Raw genomic sequence first — 18,134 nt, forward strand, 5'->3', positions numbered from 1 at the left:
GTCGCGCGAGCAGGGCTTCCGCGGGACCTGCCGGCAGCGGGTGCCGGCGGGCGGAGTGGAACACCGGGACGGTCTGCTCACCGACGCGGAGCGCGACGACTCGCCGCTGATCTGTGTCTCGCGGGCGCGCGGCGGGCGCCTGGTGCTGGACGTGTGATCCGGCGCGCGGCCCCGCGCTCCACCCGGCGCACGGAGCGGCGGGTGACGCGAAGGACGGAGCGAAGGACGGAGCGAAAGATGACTGACATGTGACCGGACAACTGGTCGGTTAAGTGACGGATGGGGTGAACGTCTGCACCGGTCCGGTCCGTTCTGGGCCGGAACCGATCGGTAAGGTGTTCGCATGACTACCGGGGTTCGTCGCAGAATGGGAGTCGAGGAGCGTCGGCAGCAGTTGATCGGCGTCGCCCTCGAACTGTTCGCCCAGCGCTCGCCGGACGAGGTCTCCATCGACGAGATAGCCGCGGCCGCGGGTATCTCGCGTCCCCTCGTCTACCACTACTTCCCCGGCAAACTCAGCCTGTACGAGGCCGCGTTGAAGCGGGCCTCGGAAGATCTGGCGGGCCGCTTCGCCGAGCCGCACGAGGGACCGCTCGGCTCCCGGCTGCTCCGCGTGATGCGCCGCTACTTCGACTTCGTCGACGCGCACGGCCCGGGTTTCTCCGCCCTCATGCGCGGCGGACCGGCGGTCGGCTCCTCGACCACGAACGCCCTCATCGACGCCGTACGCCAGAACGCCTACGAACAGATCCTGTCGCACCTGGGGATCACCGACGCGCCCCCGCGCCTGGAACTGATCGTCCGTTCCTGGGTCTCGCTCGCCGAGTCGACCGCGCTGATCTGGCTGGACGGGCGGCGCATCCCGCGCGAGGAGCTGGAGGTCCAGCTCGTGCAGGACTTCGCCGCGCTGACGGCCGTCGGCGCGGCCCACGACGACGAGCTGCGTACCCTGCTGCGCCCCGTGCTGGGCGACGAGCCGGCCGACGGGCCGTTCGGCGACCTGGTCACCCGGCTCATCGCCCTGGCCTCCTGAGACCGCCCGCCGCCCGGGCCCTGGCTCCGGCTCTAGCTCTCGTACTTGCGGTACGACGGGTCGAGGTCGCGCACCTCGGCGGAGGCGTGCAGCACGAAACCGTCCTGCGCCACGTGCTCGCGCAGCAGCTCCAGTACGGCCTCGGTCAGCTTCGTCTTCGTCTCGTCGGTACGCCCGGCCAGGAGCCCCAGCGTGACGTGGACGACCGCGTGCCCGCGCTTCTCGGGATCGTCGTAGCCGAACGCGGTGAACTCGGCGGGACGGAACAGGGTCTTGCAGGCTTCCGGCTTGGCGGCCGCGATCTCGACGACCGAGGTGTGCAGGGCCCGCGCGAACCCGTTCCGGTCGAAGGCGGACGCCATCGTGGTCGAGTAGTCGACGGTGATCTGCGGCATGGGCGCACTCCTGTTCCAGGGAAACAAGGATCAGCCTAAGTCGTCAGCCGCAGGGCCAGCATCGCGATGTCGTCCTGCCGGTCGTGGCCGAAGCTGGTGAGGAGGGTGTCGCACAGCGCGTCCAGGCCCGGCATGGCGCCGATGGCCGCCGCGCGCAACTGCTCCATCGAGACCGCGAGGTCGGTGCCCCGGGTCTCGATCAGACCGTCGGTGACCATGAGGAGCCGGTCGGTGGGCTCGAGGAACAGTTCGGTGGACGGCGGGTGGGGCACGCCCGGACCGAGCAGCGGGCCGGCCGCCTTGGCGTATTCGGCGCCGCCGGTGTCCCGGACGATCAGCGGCGGGATGTGCCCCGCGTTGGCGATCCGGACACGCCCGGTTCCGGGGTCGATCAGGACCAGACAGACGGTCGCCGTGACCCCGGGGTGGTAGAGCCGGAGCATCCGGTCGAGGCGCTCGGCGAGCACGGCCGGGTCGCTCTCGTCGACGCAGTAGGCGCGCAGCGCGTGCCGGATCTCGACCATGACGGTGGCTGCCTCGAGCGAGTGCCCGACCACGTCGCCGACGGCGGCCAGCACCCCTTCCCCGGTGCGCAGGGCGGCGTAGAAGTCACCGCCGATCTCCGCCTCCCGGGACGCGGGCACATAGCGGACGGCGACGTCGACGCCCGGCAGCTCGGGCAGCCGCCGCGGCCGGGGAAGGAAGCTGTGCTGAAGGGTGAGCGCGACGTGCCGCTCGGCCTGGTACATCAGCAGCGGCTCGGCGGCGAGCGCGGTGGCCTGGGCGAGCCTGGCCAGCCGGGACTCGGTCTCGGGGTCCACCCGGCGGACCCCTCGGGTGGGGGTGGCCAGACACACCGAGGACCTGCCGTCCTGGGTGGGGATCAGCACCAGCCGGGCGTCGTGCGGCACCCCGGGCCGGAAGAACCCGGCGGGCCACAGCGGCGCGGCCACCGTGGTGATCCGCACCCCCGCCTGGCCGTGGGTGAGCCGCCGCAGCAGTGCGACCACGGCCTGGTGGGCGTCCTGGTCCGGCAGCGCGAGCGAGGTGCGGTTCCTGGAGGTGCCGCGGTGCAGCACGTCGTGCGGGCCGAGGACGAAGACGGCGGCGGGAGAGCCGGTGAGCCGCGCGGTGCCCTCGGCGGCGGCCTCGGCGAGTTCCTGCGGGGAGCGCGCCGCCTGGATGCCGACGATCGCCTCCGACAGCAGGGAAAGCCGCCGTGCCGCCGCCTGGTCGTCGGCCCGCAGCCGCGCGGCCCGCACGGCCGCCCGGACCACCGCGTCGATCTCCTCGGGCTCGGCGGGCATCGCGAGGTGGGCCTCGCCGCCCGCGTCCAGCCCCTGCCCGCGGTCGCCCGGGGCCACGTCACCGGCCGAGAAGTGCACGACGGGCAGCCCGGCCATGTGCGGCCGGGCCTTGAGCCGGCGGCACAGCTCGAAGCCGCTCATGTCCGGCAGCTCGACGTCGACGAGGGCCACGTCCGGCAGGGCGCCCTTGCGCCGCCGTACGTCCAGTTCGACGAGGGCCTCATGGCCGGTGCCGACCGCGACGACCTGGTGACCGGCGCGGCGCAGCACCACACCGAGGGCGAACCGGCCGGCCGCCGTACGGTCCACGACCAGCACGGTCGTGTCGGTCCGCCTGTCGCTGACGTCGGCGTTCATCTGGTGTCGGCCCTCGGACTCACCGGTGGAGCAGGCCGGATGGAAGGCCTGCTCCACCAAGGTAATGCCCCTGTCTAGGGGGTCGTCCGGGTGAACACCGCGACGGTCCGGCCCGGCACGGTGAACGTGCCGGACCGCGTCACGTACGACGCGGCCTTGACGGTGGGGTCCGACCCCGCCGCCTGCACCGGGTGCAGCCGGTAACCGGTCCCGGCGAGCGCGTCGACGGTCTGACTGCGCACGGTCGGCGTCGCGTTGAACACGACCACGAGGTCACCGAGTTCCATGGTGATCACCCCGGGCGTCTCGCCCTTCCCGGACAGCGGGAAGGAGAGCGCGGACCGCACCTGCTCGGCCGTCCCGAGGGAGAAGACCTTCTCGGTGGTGCGGACCCTCAGCAGATCCCGGTAGGCGGCGGAGGCGGCGGTGATCTGCGGGCAGCCGACTCCGACGGTCGTCAACAGCGGCTTGGCGTAAGGCCACTTGGCGGCGTTGTCGACGGCCGGCGGCAGTCCCCGGCCGAAGCCGTTGCCGGCGGCGCAGTTCCAGTGGATCGCGTTGAACCAGTCACCGCTGTCGTAGGAGTTGCGGTCCAGGGACTTGGAGCGCAGCAGGTCGGTGCCGGCCTGGGACAGGGCCGGGCCCTGGGAGAGCGCGGCGGTGGCCATGGCGAGGACCTGCATGCGGGAGCGGTCGGCCGCCGAGGTGTCCCCCGGCAGCTTGTACGCCAGCGCGTCGAACAGCGACTCGTTGTCGTGCGCGTCGACATAGGCGAGGGCGTCGCCGGGCGCGTCCGCGTAGCCGGCCGGGGCGCCGTTGTAGTCGACCTCGGCGCCGGTGACCTCCTTGCCGTCGGTGTCCGTGAAGCCGTACGAGGCGAGGTTGCCGCTCAGCCCGACCTTGATCAGGTCCTGGTAGTGCAGCAGCCGGGCCTTCTGCTCGGCCGAAGTGCCGTTGTTCTTCGATGTGTTGGGGTCGGTGTAGAGCCCGGACGCGAAGCCCTGGACACCCGGGTCCTCGTCGAACGGCCCGCCGCCGCGCACGGCGTCACGCGCCCGGTCGGAGAAGGTCGCGATGCCCGTGCCCGCCATGTTCTTCTGCGTGGCCTGGACGAACCGGGCGTCGTCGGCGACCTCGCCGAAGTTCCAGCCCTCGCCGTAGAGGATGATCTTCTTTCCGTCGACGCCGTCCCTGGCGGGGGTCAGCGCGTCCAGCGCCTTGCGCACCGCCAGGATGTTGGCCTTGGGGTGGTGTCCCATGAGGTCGAAGCGGAAGCCGTCGACCTTGTACTCCTTGGCCCAGGTGACGACCGAGTCGACGACCAGCTTGCCCATCATCGCGTTCTCGGTCGCGGTGTTCGCGCAGCAGGTGCTGTTCGCCACCGAGCCGTCGGCGAGCAGCCGCTGGTAGTAGCCGGGGACGATCCGGTCGAGGACGCTGGTCGCCGCCTGGCCGCTCGCCGCCGTGTGGTTGTAGACCACGTCCATGACGACCCTGAGGCCCTCCTGGTTGAGCGACTTCACCATCCGGCGGAACTCGACGGTACGGGCGGTCCCGTCCGGATCGCCCGCGTAGGAACCCTCGGGGACCGTGTAGTGGTACGGGTCGTACCCCCAGTTGTAGGCGTCCTTCGCGGCGGTCGCGCTCACGCACTCCTGCTGCTTGTCGGAGTCGGCCGGATACGAGGCCAGGTCGCAGTCGGGGGTCGACTGTGCGGCCTTGTCCTCGGCGATGGTCGCGATGTCGAAGACGGGCAGCAGATGGACGTACGACGTGCCCGCCGCCGCCAGTTCCCGCAGATGCTTCGAGCCGTCGCTGCCTTCGTCGGTGAAGGCCAGGTAGGTGCCCCGGTCCCGGGCGGGGACGGTGGTGTCCGCGACGGAGAAGTCCCGGACGTGCAGCTCCTGGATCCGGGCGTCCTTCAGCGGGACGGCCTTCGGCTTGGTGAGCGTGGACCAGCCGCCGGGGGCGAGGGCCTTGTCGTCGAGGTCGACGACGAGACTGCGCCCCGAGTCGGTGGTGAGGGCCACCGAGTAGGGGTCGGTGACCTTGTTGGTGACGACCTTGCCGGCACTGGGCGCCCACACCGTCACGACGTACCGGTAGGGCTTGTTCTTCCAGGACCTGGGGCCGGTGACGGACCAGACGCCGGTGGTGTCGTCGCGCCTCATCCTCACGGTGGAGCCGTCGAGTTCCAGGGAGACCCGCTGTGCCGTCGGGGCCCAGACGGCCAGGGTGGGCCGGCCGTCACGGAAGGTCGGACCGAGCCGCGCCTTGGCCGCACCGGTGTACAGGTCGTCGAGCACGCCCGCGATCTGTACGCCCGTGGCCGCCAGCACGGCCCCGTTCACGGCCCGTTGGGAGGCGACGACCTGACCGCTCAGCGCCTCACGCACCCGGTCCCGGTCGCGCGGGTCGACGGACCATGCGGTGTAGGCCTTGAGGTGCGGGTACGCGGCCTTCTGGGCGTCGGTGAGGGTGGTCTTCGTCAGTCGCAGCCACTTGGCCGCCCCGGTGAGCGTGCCGTCGGCGACCGCGATCGAGCCCTTCGCGCTGTACAGCAGCTGGGTCGAGGCGGCGGCCTCGGAGCCGTTCCAGGCGACGGTGTTCCGGTCGATCCAGACCGCCTTGGACGTGGTCAGGTCCAGGGCCGCCGCGGAGCCGGCCGGCTGCGGGAGGAGGTACTTCTCCTGGCCGTTCAGCAGCCACACCTCGTGGCCGTTCGCCGTGAGGTCCAGCGACTGGTCGGAGGGGAGGTCCTTCTCGTCGCCCTTGTGGAGGATGTAGCCGAGGCTGGTGGCGCCTGCGGTGAGCGGCACCTCGAAGACCGCGCCGTACGCGTCGGTCGTGGTCGGCTTGAGCGGGTTCGACCACTCGGTGGGGTTCGCGGCGCCGGTCCAGGTGTGCAGACCCCAGCCGGTGTAGTCGCCGTCGGCACGGTGGTAGTGCAGGACGGCTTTGGCGGTGTCCTGCGCGGGATACTCGGGCTTCTCCGTGAGGACGCCGTCCTTGCCCTGCTCGATCCAGACCTCGCCGGTCTTCGTGACGTCGATCGTGCGGTCGGCGGAGACGTCCTTGTCGCCCTGCTTGTCGATGACCAGGAACCCGACGGACGAGGCGCCCGGCTTCAGCTTGACGTAGGCGAAGGCCCCGTAGGCGTCCCGGCCGACGAAGGGATGGCTGTCCGGCCAGGTGGTCGACTCGCCGTCGGCGAGGTCGCCCCAGGCGTACAGGCCCCAGTCGGCGTAGTCGCCGCCGGTGCGCTTGTAGTGGACGATCGCGTAGTCCCGGGAGGAGGCGGTGGGGGTCTCCTCCGCGGGCGGGGCGCCGGTGACGGAGGCCGCGGTGGCGCTCGCCGTGCGCCCGGCCGAGTCGACGACGACCGCCTTGTAGCGCAGGGCCGTTGCGGCGGGTACGTCCGCGTCGACGGTCTGCGTGACCCGGTAGGGGGCGTGGTCGGCGGAGCCGAGGGTCCGCCACGTGCCGTTGCCGGTCTGGGCGGCGAAGACGACCCGGTTGAGCTGACCGCCGTCCACGTCGGCGCTCAGCTCGACGGTGCCCGTGGCCCCGGCCGCGGGGGCGTGCAGGACCACGGTCGGCTCGGCCGCGGGCGCGGGCAGCTGACGAGCGGCCTTGAGGACGACGGCCGAGCCCGCGGGAACGGTTACGGTGATTTTCCTGTCGGCGCCGGCGGCAACCGTCTTGTCGGTGCCGTAGATCCCGCGGAACGCGGTGTTCGCGGAACCGGTTGCGAAGGTCGCTTCCTGCGCCGTGCCGGCGTTGTTGAAGGCGACGACGTACTCGGTCGTGTCCTTGCCGGTGCCGTTGCGGGAGAAGGCGTAGACGCCGGCGCCGTCGGCCGCGTAGCGCTCGGTCTGGACGCCGTCGGTGAGGGCGGGGTTCGCCTTGCGGAGCTTCGCGAGCGCCGCGATCTGCCGGTACAGCGGGGCGCCGGTGTCGTAGGCGTCGCTCGCGTGGGTGCGGTCGGTGCCGATCTCGTCGTCGTCGAGGTAGTCGGCGGTGCGCGAGGCGAACATGGTCTGGCGGGCGTCCTTGTCGCCGCCGGCGCCGGTGAAGCCCTGCTCGTCGCCGTAGTAGACGACCGGGTTGCCGCGGCTGAGGAACATCAGCTCGTTGGCGAGCTCGTCCTTGGCGAGGAGTTCGGCGTCGGTGGCCTTGGGGTTGTCCTGGTTCAGGAAGTACCCGACGCGGCCCATGTCGTGGTTGCCGAGGAAGGTGACCTGCTCGTAGGCGTTGGCCTTGTCCGTCGTGTACTTGTAGTCGTCGGCGAAGACCGAGGCGAGCTTGCGCGCGCTGCCGCCCTGGGAGGCGTACTGGCGGGCCGCCTCCTGGAAGGGGAAGTCGAGCGTGGCGTCGAGGCGGCCCCGGGTGACGTACGGGGACGTGATCGAGGTGTCGGCGGAGTAGACCTCGCCGAACATGAAGAAGTCGTCGCGGCCCTGCTTGGCCGCGTAGGCGTCGAGGGCCGTGGCCCACTGGGTCCAGAACTCCATGTTCACGTGCTTCACGGTGTCGATCCGGAAGCCGTCGATCCGGAAGTCCCGCACCCAGCGCTGGTAGATCTTCTCCATTCCGCGGACGACCTCGGGGCGCTCGGTCCACAGGTCGTCGAGCCCGGAGAAGTCCCCGTACGTGGTCGACTCACCGGCATAGGTCGAGTCGCCGCGGTTGTGGTACATCGTCGGGTCGTTGAGCCAGGAGGGGACCTTCGCGTTCCGCTGCGCGGCGGTGACCGTCGGGGTGCGCGGGAAGGAGCCGGCGTCGACGGCCGGGAACTTCGTGCCGCCGTCGGCGTAGGCGGCGTCGTCGAAGGGCTCGCCGTCCTTCGTCAGGTACGGGAACGCGCCCTTGGACAGGTAGTCGTAGGACTTCTCCTCGTAGTCGACGACGTCGGCCGTGTGGTTGGTGATGACGTCGAAGAAGACCTTCATGCCCTTGGCGTGCGCCTTGGAGATGAGGGTCTGAAGGTCCTTGTTGGTGCCGAAGTGCGGGTCGACCTGGGTGAAGTCGGTGATCCAGTAGCCGTGGTAGCCGGCCGAGGCGTTGTCGCCGGTCCCTTGCACGGGCCGGTTCCTGAAGATCGGCGCCATCCAGATGGAGGTGGTGCCGAGGCCCTTGATGTAGTCGAGCCGCCGGGTCAGGCCCTTGAGGTCACCGCCCTGGTAGAAGCCCTTGTCGGTGGGGTCGTAACCGGTGGTGAGGCGTGAGCCGGTCAGTCCGCCCTTGTCGTTGGCGGTGCTGCCGTTGGCGAAGCGGTCCGGCATCACGAAGTAGAACTGCTCACGGGTGTCGTCGTGGCGGGCCGGGGCGGCGGCCATCCTCGCGTCGGACGGCGGTGGGGGCGGGCTGTCCGCGTGCGCCGCGAGGGGCTGCACGAGGGCGGCGGCCAGCGCGGCCACGGCGACGGCCGCGATCCGTCGGGCGGGTGGCGCGGTGCGGCGCGTCGGGGGCGCCGGCCATCTCGGTATCACAGGCGGGAACTCCTTGCGATTACGGCTCTCTCGGGTCCGACCCCGACGCCGCGGGACGGCTTCGTCGCCGGGCGCCCGCGTGACCGTATCGCTCACGAAAGGTTTACAGCAAGAGACTTGCAACTCAAGGCAAGAACTTTCACATGGCAGGAGGACATCACCCCTCTCGCGCCACCGCGCACTGCCGGAGACGGCAGTGCGCGGTGGCGCGGGAGGGCGAACGAGCGGACCGGCGGACGGTCAGCAGCTCGACTTGCCCGCGTAGACCGCCAGCGCCGTGTTGGCGGCGAGGGTCGCCGTGAGCTGGCCCGAGCCGTTCACGGTCACGGTCGTGTTGTTCTGCACGTTGCAGTAGGTGCCGGCGGCGAGGGACGTCTGGTACGTCCGGCTGAGGGAGCCGCTCTCGTGGTTGATGGCGACATAGCCCTTGGCGCCCCGCCCGAAGGCGATCGCGTCGCCCCCGTTGTCCCACCAGTCGGTCATCGCCGCACCCCGCGTGGCGTTGCGGAAGGCGACCATGCGCAGGATCTCCGGCCAGGCGTGCTGGCACTTCCAGCCGTCCTGCCAACAGGCGCTCACCGCACCGCCGTTGGGCGGCCCGGCGTCCGCGTCCGACCACTCGTAGCCGGAGTTGATGTCCGGGGATCCGTAGGGATACGCGAGCATGAAGACGTTGGCGAGCGTGTAGTTCGCGCCGTCCTTGTAGGTGAGGGTCGACCCGTTGCGCTCGGTGTCGTGGTTGTCGACGAACACACCGGCGACGGAGCTGCTCAGGTACCCCCAGCCCTCGCCGTAGTTCTTCAGGTAGGCGAGGTTCTCGCTGTTGAAGACCCGCTTGAGGTCGTAGGCGTAACGGAACTCCTGGACGTCGCCGTTGCCGGTGTACTCGGTCGGCTGGACGGCTTCTCCGCTGCCGTAGATGACCTCCTGCTTCCAGTACACGCCCGGGTTCGTCAGCCGCGACTTGATGTTGGCGAGGTCGGCGGTGTCGATGTGCTTGGCCGCGTCGATGCGGAAGCCGTCGACCCCGAGGGTGAGCAGGTCGTTCATGTACCCGGCGACCGTCTTGCGGACGTACTCCTCGCCGGTGTCCAGGTCGGCGAGCCCGACCAGTTCGCAGTGCTGGACGTTCCAGCGGTCGGCGTAGTTGCCGATCTGGGAGGTGCAGTCGTCGAAGTCGTACGACGAGTACAGGCCGGGGTAGTCGTACTTCGTGTACGACGAGCCACCGGTGCCGGTACCGCTGCCCGCCGACATGTGGTTGACGACGGTGTCGACGACGACCTTCACGCCCGCCGCGTGGCAGGTGTTCACCATGCTCTGGAAGGCCGTCCGGTCGCCCAGCCGGCCCGCGATCTTGTAACTGACGGGCTGGTACGACGTCCACCACTGCGAGCCCTGTATGTGCTCGGCGGGCGGGGAGACCTGGACGTAGCCGTAACCGGCCGGGCCGAGGGTGCTGGTGCACTCCCTGGCGACCGAGGCGAAGTTCCACTCGAAGAGGACGGCGGTGACGTCCTTGGTGCCGGGCGGGGCGGCGGACACGGCGGTGGGGGCCATGACGACGGCCGCGGCGGCCAGGGCGAGGGCACACGAAAGGGGTCTGCTGCTTGCCATGTGGGGGTTCCTTCTCCGTTGAAGGCTCTTGCTGCAATCTTTCAGAAACCTTGCAGTGGCGCGATGTTAATAGTTCGATGGCTGAAAGAACAGGGAGTCGGAGAAGGCATTTGTGAAACACGAAAGGTCCGCCGCTCCCCCAAGAGCGGCGGACCTCGTAGTGGGGTGTCAGGCCGTCGTGAACCACACCGTGGTGTCCGCCGGAAGCTTCGCCTCGCCGGCGTCCGTCTCGGTCACCTCGTCACTCGCGAGCAGCACCCGCCCGTACGCCGGGGTCGTCACCGACTCCCCCGTGGTGTTCGCCACGCACACGAACTCCCCGCGCCGGAAGGCCAGTACGCCCGCCGGGGCCTTCAGCCACTCCACCGAGTCGCCCGCGCCCAGGTCGGGCCGCGCGCGGCGGATACCGAGGGCCGAGCGGTACAGCTCCAGCGTCGAACCGGGCACCCCCTGCTGCGCCTCCACGCTCAGCTCGCCCCAGCCGGACGGCTGGGGCAGCCAGCTGCCGCCGTCGCCGAAGCCGTACGACGAGCCCTCGCGCGTCCACGGGATCGGGACCCGGCAGCCGTCACGGAAGCCGTCCTGGCCGGCGCCGCGGAAGTACGCCGGGTCCTGGCGCACCTCGTCGGGCAGGTCGACGACGTCCGGCAGGCCGAGCTCCTCGCCCTGGTAGACGTACGCCGAGCCGGGCAGCGCCAGCATCAGCAGCGTGGCCGCCCGCGCCCGCCGCAGACCGGCCTCGCGGTCGCCCGCCGTGCGGATCTGGGTGCCGAGGCCGGGCGGGTTGGCGAAGCGGGTGGCGTGCCGCGTCACGTCGTGGTTGGACAGCACCCAGGTGGCGGGGGCGCCGACCGGGCGCATCGCCTCCAGGGTGCGGTCGACGACCTCGCGCAGCTGCTCCGCGTCCCACTCGGTGGACAGGTACTGGAAGTTGAAGGCCTGGTGGAGCTCGTCGGGGCGGACGTAGTTCGCGGTGCGCTCGACGGTCGGCGTCCAGGCCTCGGCGACGAAGATGCGCTCGCCCGAGTACTCGTCGAGGATGAGCCGCCACTGACGGTAGATCTCGTGCACGCCGTCCTGGTCGAAGAACGGCATGACATCGTTGCCCAGCAGCTTGAGTTGGTCGTGGGCGCCGAGGTCCGGCAGACCCGCCGCCTTGACCAGGCCGTGGGCCACGTCGATACGGAAGCCGTCGACGCCCATGTCCAGCCAGAAGCGCAGGACGGAACGGAACTCGTCCCCCACCGCCGGGTGTTCCCAGTTGAAGTCGGGCTGCTCCGGAGCGAAGAGGTGCAGGTACCACTCGCCGGGGGTGCCGTCCGGCTCCGTGACCCGGGTCCAGGCGGGGCCGCCGAAGATGGACTCCCAGTCGTTGGGCGGGAGTTCGCCGTTCGCGCCCTTGCCGGTCCGGAAGTGGTAGCGGTCCCGGAGGGAGGAGCCGGGGCCTTCCCTGAGCGCCCGCTTGAACCACTCGTGCTGGTCGGAGGAGTGGTTCGGGACCAGGTCGACGATGATCCGCAGACCCAGTTCGCGGGCGTCCCGGATGAGCGCGTCGGCGTCGAGGAGGTTGCCGAACATGGGGTCGACCGCGCGGTAGTCGGCGACGTCGTAACCGGCGTCGGCCTGCGGGGAGGCGTAGAAGGGGCTGAGCCACACGGCGTCCACGCCGAGGTCGCGCAGGTACGGGAGACGGGAGCGTACGCCTTCCAGGTCGCCCATGCCGTCGCCGTTGCTGTCGGCGAAGCTGCGCGGGTACACCTGGTAGATCACCGCGTCCCGCCACCAGTCACGGCGCTTGGCGACGGTGGCGACAGCCGAGGTGGGGGTGGGGGCCGGGGCTGCGGGCTGCTGGCTCATGACGTCCTTGGTACGTAACGGAGTTGCTGACATGGAGTGTTGGGGCTCGGCTTCGTCGTCGAGGGCGAGTGGTCTCGAGGCGGGTGGATGAGACGGGTGGATGAGGCGGCCGCGGTGCCGGCGGGGTCGGATGGACACCGCGGCCGCCACCCGCGCGCCTGACGGCGCGCGGGAGTCTCGTACCGGCTCAGCCCTTGGTGCCGCCCGCGGTGAGGCCGGTCACCAGGTTCTTCTGCACGAGGTAGAAGAACACGGCGGCGGGTATCGCGATCAGCACCGCCGTGGCGGCCATGAGGTTGCGCTGGGCGTCGTGCTCGCTGACGAAGGACTGCAGACCGACGGCAAGGGTGTACTTGTCGTCGCTGAGCATGAACGTCGAGGCGAAGGCGACCTCGCTGAAGGCGGTGAGGAAGTTGTAGAAGGCGGCCACCGCGAGGCCGGGCTTGGCGAGCGGCAGGATCAGCCGGAAGAAGGTGCCGAACGGGGTGAGCCCGTCCACGCGTCCCGCCTCGTCGATCTCGAAGGGGATGGTGTCGAAGTACCCCTTGAGCAGCCAGGCGCTGTACGGGATGACCGTCGTGCAGTAGACGAGGATCAGGCCGAAGTAGTTGTCGATGAGCTGCAGGTCCGAAAGGATCTGGTACATCGGCACCATCAGCACGGCGACCGGGAACATCTGGGTGACCAGCAGCACCCACATGAACTTCTTGTAGCCGGGGAAGCGCATCCGGGACACGGCGTAGCCGGTGGTGGCGGCGATGAGCACGCCGATGGCCGTGGTGCCGAGCGTGACGATGAGCGAGCTCTTCAGCCAGTCGAAGAACTGGGTGAGCTGGAGGACGAACGTGTAGTTGTCGAACGTCATCTTGTCCCAGATGCCGCCCGGGTGCAGATAGTCGTCCGTGTCCGGGCCGAGGGACAGATAGACCAGCCACGCGATCGGGAAGAGCGCGATGACGCTCGCGACGATCAGGACGCCGTGGGAGGCGAGGGAGCCGGCGAGGGTGTTCTCGCCGCGGCGCCGGGGGCGCGGGGTCCTGGGACGCTGCTCGCTCACGGGGGCGGAGGTCTCGGCGGTGGTGCTACTCATGGGAACTCCTGCCTCAGATCGCGAGCTGCTGCTCGTTGCGGTTCAGCCAGCGGCGGTAGAACGAGGTGAAGACGATCAGGATGGCCAGCAGCAGGATGCCGTAGGCGGCGGACTGGGCGAAGTCACGCGGCTGCTGTCCGAAGCCGAGGTAGTACGCCCAGGTGACGAGGATCTGCGCGTCGGGGGCGGTGTTGCCGAACAGCAGGAAGATCACGGCGAACTGGTTGAAGGTCCAGATGATGCCCAGCAGGACGACGGTGGAGCTGACGGACCGCAGGCCCGGCAGGGTGACGTACCGGAAGCGCTGCCAGGCGCTGGCGCCGTCCATCTCGGCGGCCTCGTAGAGGGAGGCGTCGATGGCCTGGAGGCCGCCGAGCAGCGAGATCATCATGAACGGCACACCGCACCATGTGTTGACCATGATCGCGGCGAACCGCTGCCAGAAGGTGTCCTCGAGCCACAGGGGCGAGGGCAGGTGCAGGGCGTCGAGCGCGGAGTTGATGATGCCGCCGTCGGCGAGCATGAACCGCCAGCCGAAGACGGTGACGAAGGTGGGCACCGCCCACGGCAGCACCAGGATCAGCCGGTAGAGGGTCCGCCCGCGCAGCTTCTGGTTGAGCAGGAGCGCGAGGCCCAGTCCGATGCCGTAGTGCAGGGCGACGCAGGCCGCCGTCCAGACGATCGTCCAGATGAAGTGCGACCAGAAGCGGTCGTAGGCCGTCGGGCCCCAGAGGATGTCGGCGTAGTTGTCGAGGCCGATGAACTTGTAGGTGGCGTCGATGTGGTTGACGCCGATCGTGCGCGCGGTGTTCAGGCTGTTGGCGTCGGTCAGCGTCAGGTACAGGCCGTACACCAGGGGGTACAGCACGAGCACGCCGAGGACGACCGCCACCGGGGCGATCATCACGTACGCGTACCAGTGCTTCTGGTAGCCGCGCCTCAGGCGCCCGGCCGGTCCGGGCTTCGGCTCACGGTCACCGCGGCGCTTGCCGGTCGCGCGGTCGATGGCGACTGTCATGATTCGACACCTTCTGGATCTTCACGCTGGATCTTCGACGGGGTGGTACGGCTCACCGGCCGGTGGCCGCCGGATCTCTCCCCCCAGATGTGGGAGATCCGGCGGCCACTCGGACTCACTTGCTGAAGTCCGGCACCAGCTTGGCGATGGCGGTCTCAGCGGTGCTCAGGCCCTTGTCGAGGGTCTCCTTGCCGCCCGCGATCTTGGGCAGTTCGGTGTCGAGCGGACCCCAGAGGGAGCTGTACTCCGGCAGCGCCGGGCGCGGCTGGGCGGCGGACAGCACCGTCTGGTAGCCGGCGATGCCCGGGTCGGCCTTGACTGCGGCGGTGTAGGCGTCGTCGCGCGTCGGCAGCGTGGAGTTCTTCTGGGCGATGGTCGCCTGGCTCGCCGCCGAGGTCATGAAGTTGACGAACTTCAGCGCGGCGGCCTGGTGGGCCTTGTCCGAACCGGCGTAGACCGAGAGGTTGTGGCCGCCGGTCGGGGCGCCCGCCTTGCCGGTGGAGCCGGCCGGGACGGTGGCGATGCCGAGGTTGTTCTTGTCCGTGAAGGCGGTGCCCTTGTAGAAGTTCGTGATCTCCCACGGGCCCTGGACGATCGCGGCGACCTTGCCGTTGACGAACGCGTCCTGGATGTGGGCGTACGCGTCGGCGGTGGTGTCCGCCTTGTGCAGGCCCTTGCCGTCGAAGAGGCCCAGCCAGGTGCCGTACGCCTTCTGCGCGGCGGCGGAGTTGACGGTGATCTTCTTGGCGTCGGCGTCGACGGTGTCGGTGCCCTCGCCGTAGAGGAAGGACTGCGCGTAGTAGGCCTGGGTCGAGCCCCAGTAGCCGTCGACGCCGGTCTTCGCCTTGACGGTGGCGGCGGCGGTCTTCAGGTCGTCCCAGGTCTTGGGGGCCTCGATGCCGGCCTTCGCGAAGAGCGCCTTGTTGTAGACCAGCGCGAGCGTGTCGGTGACGATCGGCACGCCGTACGTCTTGCCCTCGTACTTGGCCTGCTCGATCAGGTTCGACTTGAACTTGGCCTGGTCCTTGAGGGCCTCGGTGCCGTCCAGCGGCAGGAAGAAGCCCTTCTTGGCGAAGGCGGGGGTCCAGCCGACCTCGGAGCGCAGCACGTCCGGGGCGCCGGAGGCGCCGGCGGCCGTGTCGAACTTGTTCTGCGCCTGGTCGAAGGGCACGTTGACGTACTTGACCTTGACGTCCTTGTTGGCGGCCTCGAACTGCTTGACCAGGGCCTGGTACGTCGGCGCCTCATTGGTGGCGTTGGAGGTGTCCCACCAGGTGATGGTGACCGGCCCGGACGAGTTGTCGCTGCCGCTGTCGTCCCCGCCGCAGGCCGTCGCCGCGAGGGCGAAGGACGCCACCAGCGCGGTGGCCGCTATGCCACGCCGCATGAGTTTCTCCTTGAGGGTGAGAGCCCGTTTAGCTACAGGAAGCGGTCCCGTCCGCTGTCCTGCCGACTCCGACCGCGCCGTTGCTGCCGTCGGGCGACGTGAACGTAACAGCGATGTAAGCGGCACGAAAGACCTTGCAGAAAAAAAGTGCAAGACATCACCGAAGTTATCCGCACGTGATCCGTGCGTGACCTCCCCTCGACCGCCGTGAGACCGTAGTTGTCCCGGTTGAGGGGCCTCGCAGCGGGGCACAGGGCCGCTGTGCAAGACTCTGCAAGCCCTTGCCATCACTTTCATGAGGGAGCGCGATGACGCAGCAGCCCGCGGGCCGTTCAACAGGTCGCCCACGGCGTCCGGTCGGTGTGCAAGTCAGCACCCGACCGGTACAGTCCACCCCTGTGACCACACGGCTTGCCGACATCGCTGCGCAGGCGGGGGTGAGCGAAGCGACCGTCAGCCGCGTTCTCAACGGCAAGCCCGGTGTCGCCGCCACCACCCGCCAGTCCGTGCTCGCCGCTCTGGACGTCCTGGGCTACGAGCGCCCCGTCCGGCTGCGCCAGCGCAGCGCGGGTCTGGTCGGCCTGATCACACCGGAGCTGGAGAACCCGATATTCCCGGCCCTGGCCCAGGTCATCGGCCAGGCGCTGACCCGCCAGGGCTACACCCCAGTCCTCGCCACCCAGACACCGGGCGGCTCCACGGAGGACGAACTGACCGAGATGCTGGTCGACCGCGGGGTCGCCGGCATCATCTACGTCTCGGGCCTGCACGCGGACACCACGGCCGACATGCAGCGCTACGAGCAGCTGCGGGCGCAGGGCGTCCCCTTCGTGCTGGTGGACGGCTTCTCCCCGAAGGTCCAGGCACCCTTCATCTCCCCCGACGACCGGGCGGCGATGACTCTGGCGGTCACCCACCTCGTCTCGCTCGGTCACACCCGGGTGGGACTGGCGCTCGGCCCCAAGCGGTTCGTGCCGGTCCAGCGCAAGATCGAGGGCTTCGTCAGGACGGTCCAGGAACAGCTGGGCCTCAGCCCCGAGACGATCGAGACCGACCTGGTGCAGCACTCCCTCTACACACTGGAGGGCGGCCAGGCGGCGACCAACGCCCTGATCGACCGGGGCTGTACGGCGATCGTCTGCGCCAGCGACATGATGGCCCTGGGCGCGATACGGGCGGCCAGGCAGCGCGGTCTCGCGGTGCCCCAGGACATCTCGGTGGTCGGCTTCGACGACTCCCCGCTGATCGCCTTCACCGACCCGCCCCTCACGACCGTCCGCAAGCCGGTCCCCGCGATGGGCCAGGCCGCCGTCCGCACGCTCCTCGAGGAGATCGGCGGGACACCGGCGCCGCACAGCGAGTTCGTGTTCATGCCGGAGCTGGTGGTGCGCGGTTCGACCGCTTCGGCCCCCGGGGACCGGAATCGTCCGTAGGGCGGAGACGTCCGGGTTCCCCCCAGTACGCCGGCAGTAGGCGCAGCGGTCCCGCCGTCGTAGGAAGTGCGGGCCGAACCCGACCGAGGGATGATCGGGCCAAGAGGTCTTTTCTGGCAGACTTTGTGTCCATGGGTGAATCGACTGTGACGCCATTGGAAGGCCGTGACCAGGCCCTTCCAGACCCCGTCACGACCGCGCCCCGGCAGCGCCGCCTGCACCGGCTGCGCAGCCCCCGCCGCCCCCGCCTCTGGTTCGAGATCCTCCTCATCGGCGTGAGTTACTGGACGTACTCACTGGTGCGCAACGCGGTCCCGGAACAGCGTTCCGAGGCGCTGCGCAACACCGACTGGATCTGGCGCGTGGAGCACAGCCTCGGCCTCGCCTTCGAGGAGTCGGTCAACCACACGGTGAACTCGGTGACCTGGCTCATCGTGGGCATGAACTACTACTACGCGACCCTGCACTTCATCGTCACGCTGACCGTCCTGGTCTGGCTCTACCGCAGCCACCCGGGACGTTACGCGGCGACGCGCCTGGTGCTCTTCGCCACCACGGGCGTGGCACTGGTCGGCTACTACCTGTACCCGCTGGCGCCCCCGCGGCTGATGCCGGGCTCCGACTTCGTCGACACGGTGATGGTCCACCAGACCTGGGGGTCGATGGCCTCCGGCGACCTCAAGCACATGTCGAACCAGTACGCGGCGATGCCGTCCATGCACATCGGCTGGTCCCTGTGGTGCGGCCTGACCGTGTTCGCGCTGGCCAAGCTCCCCTGGGTGCGCATCCTGGGCCTGCTGTACCCGACGGCGACCCTGGTGGTGATCGTCGCGACGGCCAACCACTTCTGGCTGGACGCCGTGGGCGGCGTCCTCTGCCTGGCCTTCGGCTTCGCGGTGGCCCGCGTCTGGTACGGGACCCTGCCGTACGCCCTGCCGAGAAGGGTGCCGCCGAAGGGACAGGCCAGGCCCCTGCTCCCCACGAAGGCCTGACGCCCGGCGGCACGGCTCGGCGCCCGGCATCAGGTGTTGCCCGGTGGCGCTTGCGAACACTCCGCGCTGCGGCCTGCGGCTCGCGGCTCGGCGCTCTCCCCCTGGCCCGCGGCACCTGATCCGGCGCGCGCGGCACGGCCCTGCCGGCGCCCCCGT

General features: G+C 69.9%; 11 protein-coding genes and 1 pseudogene. 4 read left to right on the top strand and 8 right to left on the bottom strand.

The genetic code is table 11. From position 1 onward, the window contains the following. Position 1: 1 nt before the first annotated feature. Both QQM72_RS41050 and QQM72_RS30380 read left to right on the top strand, forming a co-directional pair. A pseudogene (locus QQM72_RS41050) lies at positions 2-157 on the top strand (PDR/VanB family oxidoreductase); the annotation flags it as partial. Positions 158-343: 186 nt separating this feature from the next. After that, positions 344-1,033 (top strand): TetR/AcrR family transcriptional regulator, encoded by a 690-nt coding sequence (locus QQM72_RS30380; RefSeq protein WP_314224037.1) that lies wholly within the window; start codon positions 344-346, stop codon positions 1,031-1,033. Between the two features lie 32 nt (positions 1,034-1,065). Here the strand turns inward: QQM72_RS30380 and QQM72_RS30385 are convergent, their stop codons facing one another. The 8 genes from QQM72_RS30385 to QQM72_RS30420 all read right to left on the bottom strand — a co-directional run bounded on the left by QQM72_RS30385 (position 1,066) and on the right by QQM72_RS30420 (position 15,553). Beyond that, positions 1,066-1,428 carry a 5-carboxymethyl-2-hydroxymuconate Delta-isomerase gene (locus QQM72_RS30385; RefSeq protein ID WP_314224038.1) on the bottom strand — a complete coding sequence of 121 codons (363 nt, stop codon included), beginning with the start codon at positions 1,426-1,428 and terminating at the stop codon, positions 1,066-1,068. A 35-nt stretch (positions 1,429-1,463) separates the two neighbouring features. Continuing rightward, on the bottom strand, positions 1,464-3,092 hold the full coding sequence (locus QQM72_RS30390) for a fused response regulator/phosphatase (RefSeq protein WP_314224147.1): 1,629 nt from the start codon (positions 3,090-3,092) through the stop codon (positions 1,464-1,466). A gap of 74 nt (positions 3,093-3,166) precedes the next feature. Beyond that, positions 3,167-8,584 carry a pullulanase-type alpha-1,6-glucosidase gene (pulA, locus tag QQM72_RS30395; RefSeq protein ID WP_314224039.1) on the bottom strand — a complete coding sequence of 1,806 codons (5,418 nt, stop codon included), beginning with the start codon at positions 8,582-8,584 and terminating at the stop codon, positions 3,167-3,169. Positions 8,585-8,824: 240 nt separating this feature from the next. Beyond that, positions 8,825-10,201, bottom strand: a complete 1,377-nt coding sequence (locus tag QQM72_RS30400; protein WP_314224040.1) for an alpha-amylase — start codon at positions 10,199-10,201, stop codon at positions 8,825-8,827. Between the two features lie 168 nt (positions 10,202-10,369). After that, the gene (locus tag QQM72_RS30405; RefSeq protein ID WP_314224041.1) at positions 10,370-12,058 is read right to left on the bottom strand and encodes a glycoside hydrolase family 13 protein; all 1,689 of its coding nucleotides are present in this window, start codon (positions 12,056-12,058) and stop codon (positions 10,370-10,372) included. A gap of 187 nt (positions 12,059-12,245) precedes the next feature. Further along, positions 12,246-13,148 (bottom strand): sugar ABC transporter permease, encoded by a 903-nt coding sequence (locus QQM72_RS30410; RefSeq protein ID WP_314224042.1) that lies wholly within the window; start codon positions 13,146-13,148, stop codon positions 12,246-12,248. A 13-nt stretch (positions 13,149-13,161) separates the two neighbouring features. Further along, a complete protein-coding gene (locus QQM72_RS30415; RefSeq protein WP_020126748.1) occupies positions 13,162-14,166 on the bottom strand; it encodes a carbohydrate ABC transporter permease in 1,005 nt (334 codons plus the stop codon). 115 nt (positions 14,167-14,281) lie between these two features. After that, a complete protein-coding gene (locus QQM72_RS30420; RefSeq protein ID WP_314224043.1) occupies positions 14,282-15,553 on the bottom strand; it encodes an extracellular solute-binding protein in 1,272 nt (423 codons plus the stop codon). A gap of 398 nt (positions 15,554-15,951) precedes the next feature. Here QQM72_RS30420 and QQM72_RS30425 point away from each other — a divergent pair, with 398 nt between their 5' ends. Further along, positions 15,952-16,986: a LacI family DNA-binding transcriptional regulator gene (locus QQM72_RS30425; protein ID WP_314224044.1), complete on the top strand. Its 1,035-nt coding sequence runs from the start codon at positions 15,952-15,954 to the stop codon at positions 16,984-16,986. Positions 16,987-17,117: 131 nt separating this feature from the next. Beyond that, entirely contained in the window at positions 17,118-17,978 is an 861-nt protein-coding gene (locus tag QQM72_RS30430; protein ID WP_314224045.1) for a phosphatase PAP2 family protein, read from the top strand. The last annotated feature ends 156 nt before the right edge of the window (positions 17,979-18,134 follow it).

The organism is Streptomyces zaehneri (genome assembly GCF_032248645.1).
Taxonomy (GTDB): Bacteria; Actinomycetota; Actinomycetes; order Streptomycetales; family Streptomycetaceae; genus Streptomyces; species Streptomyces coriariae.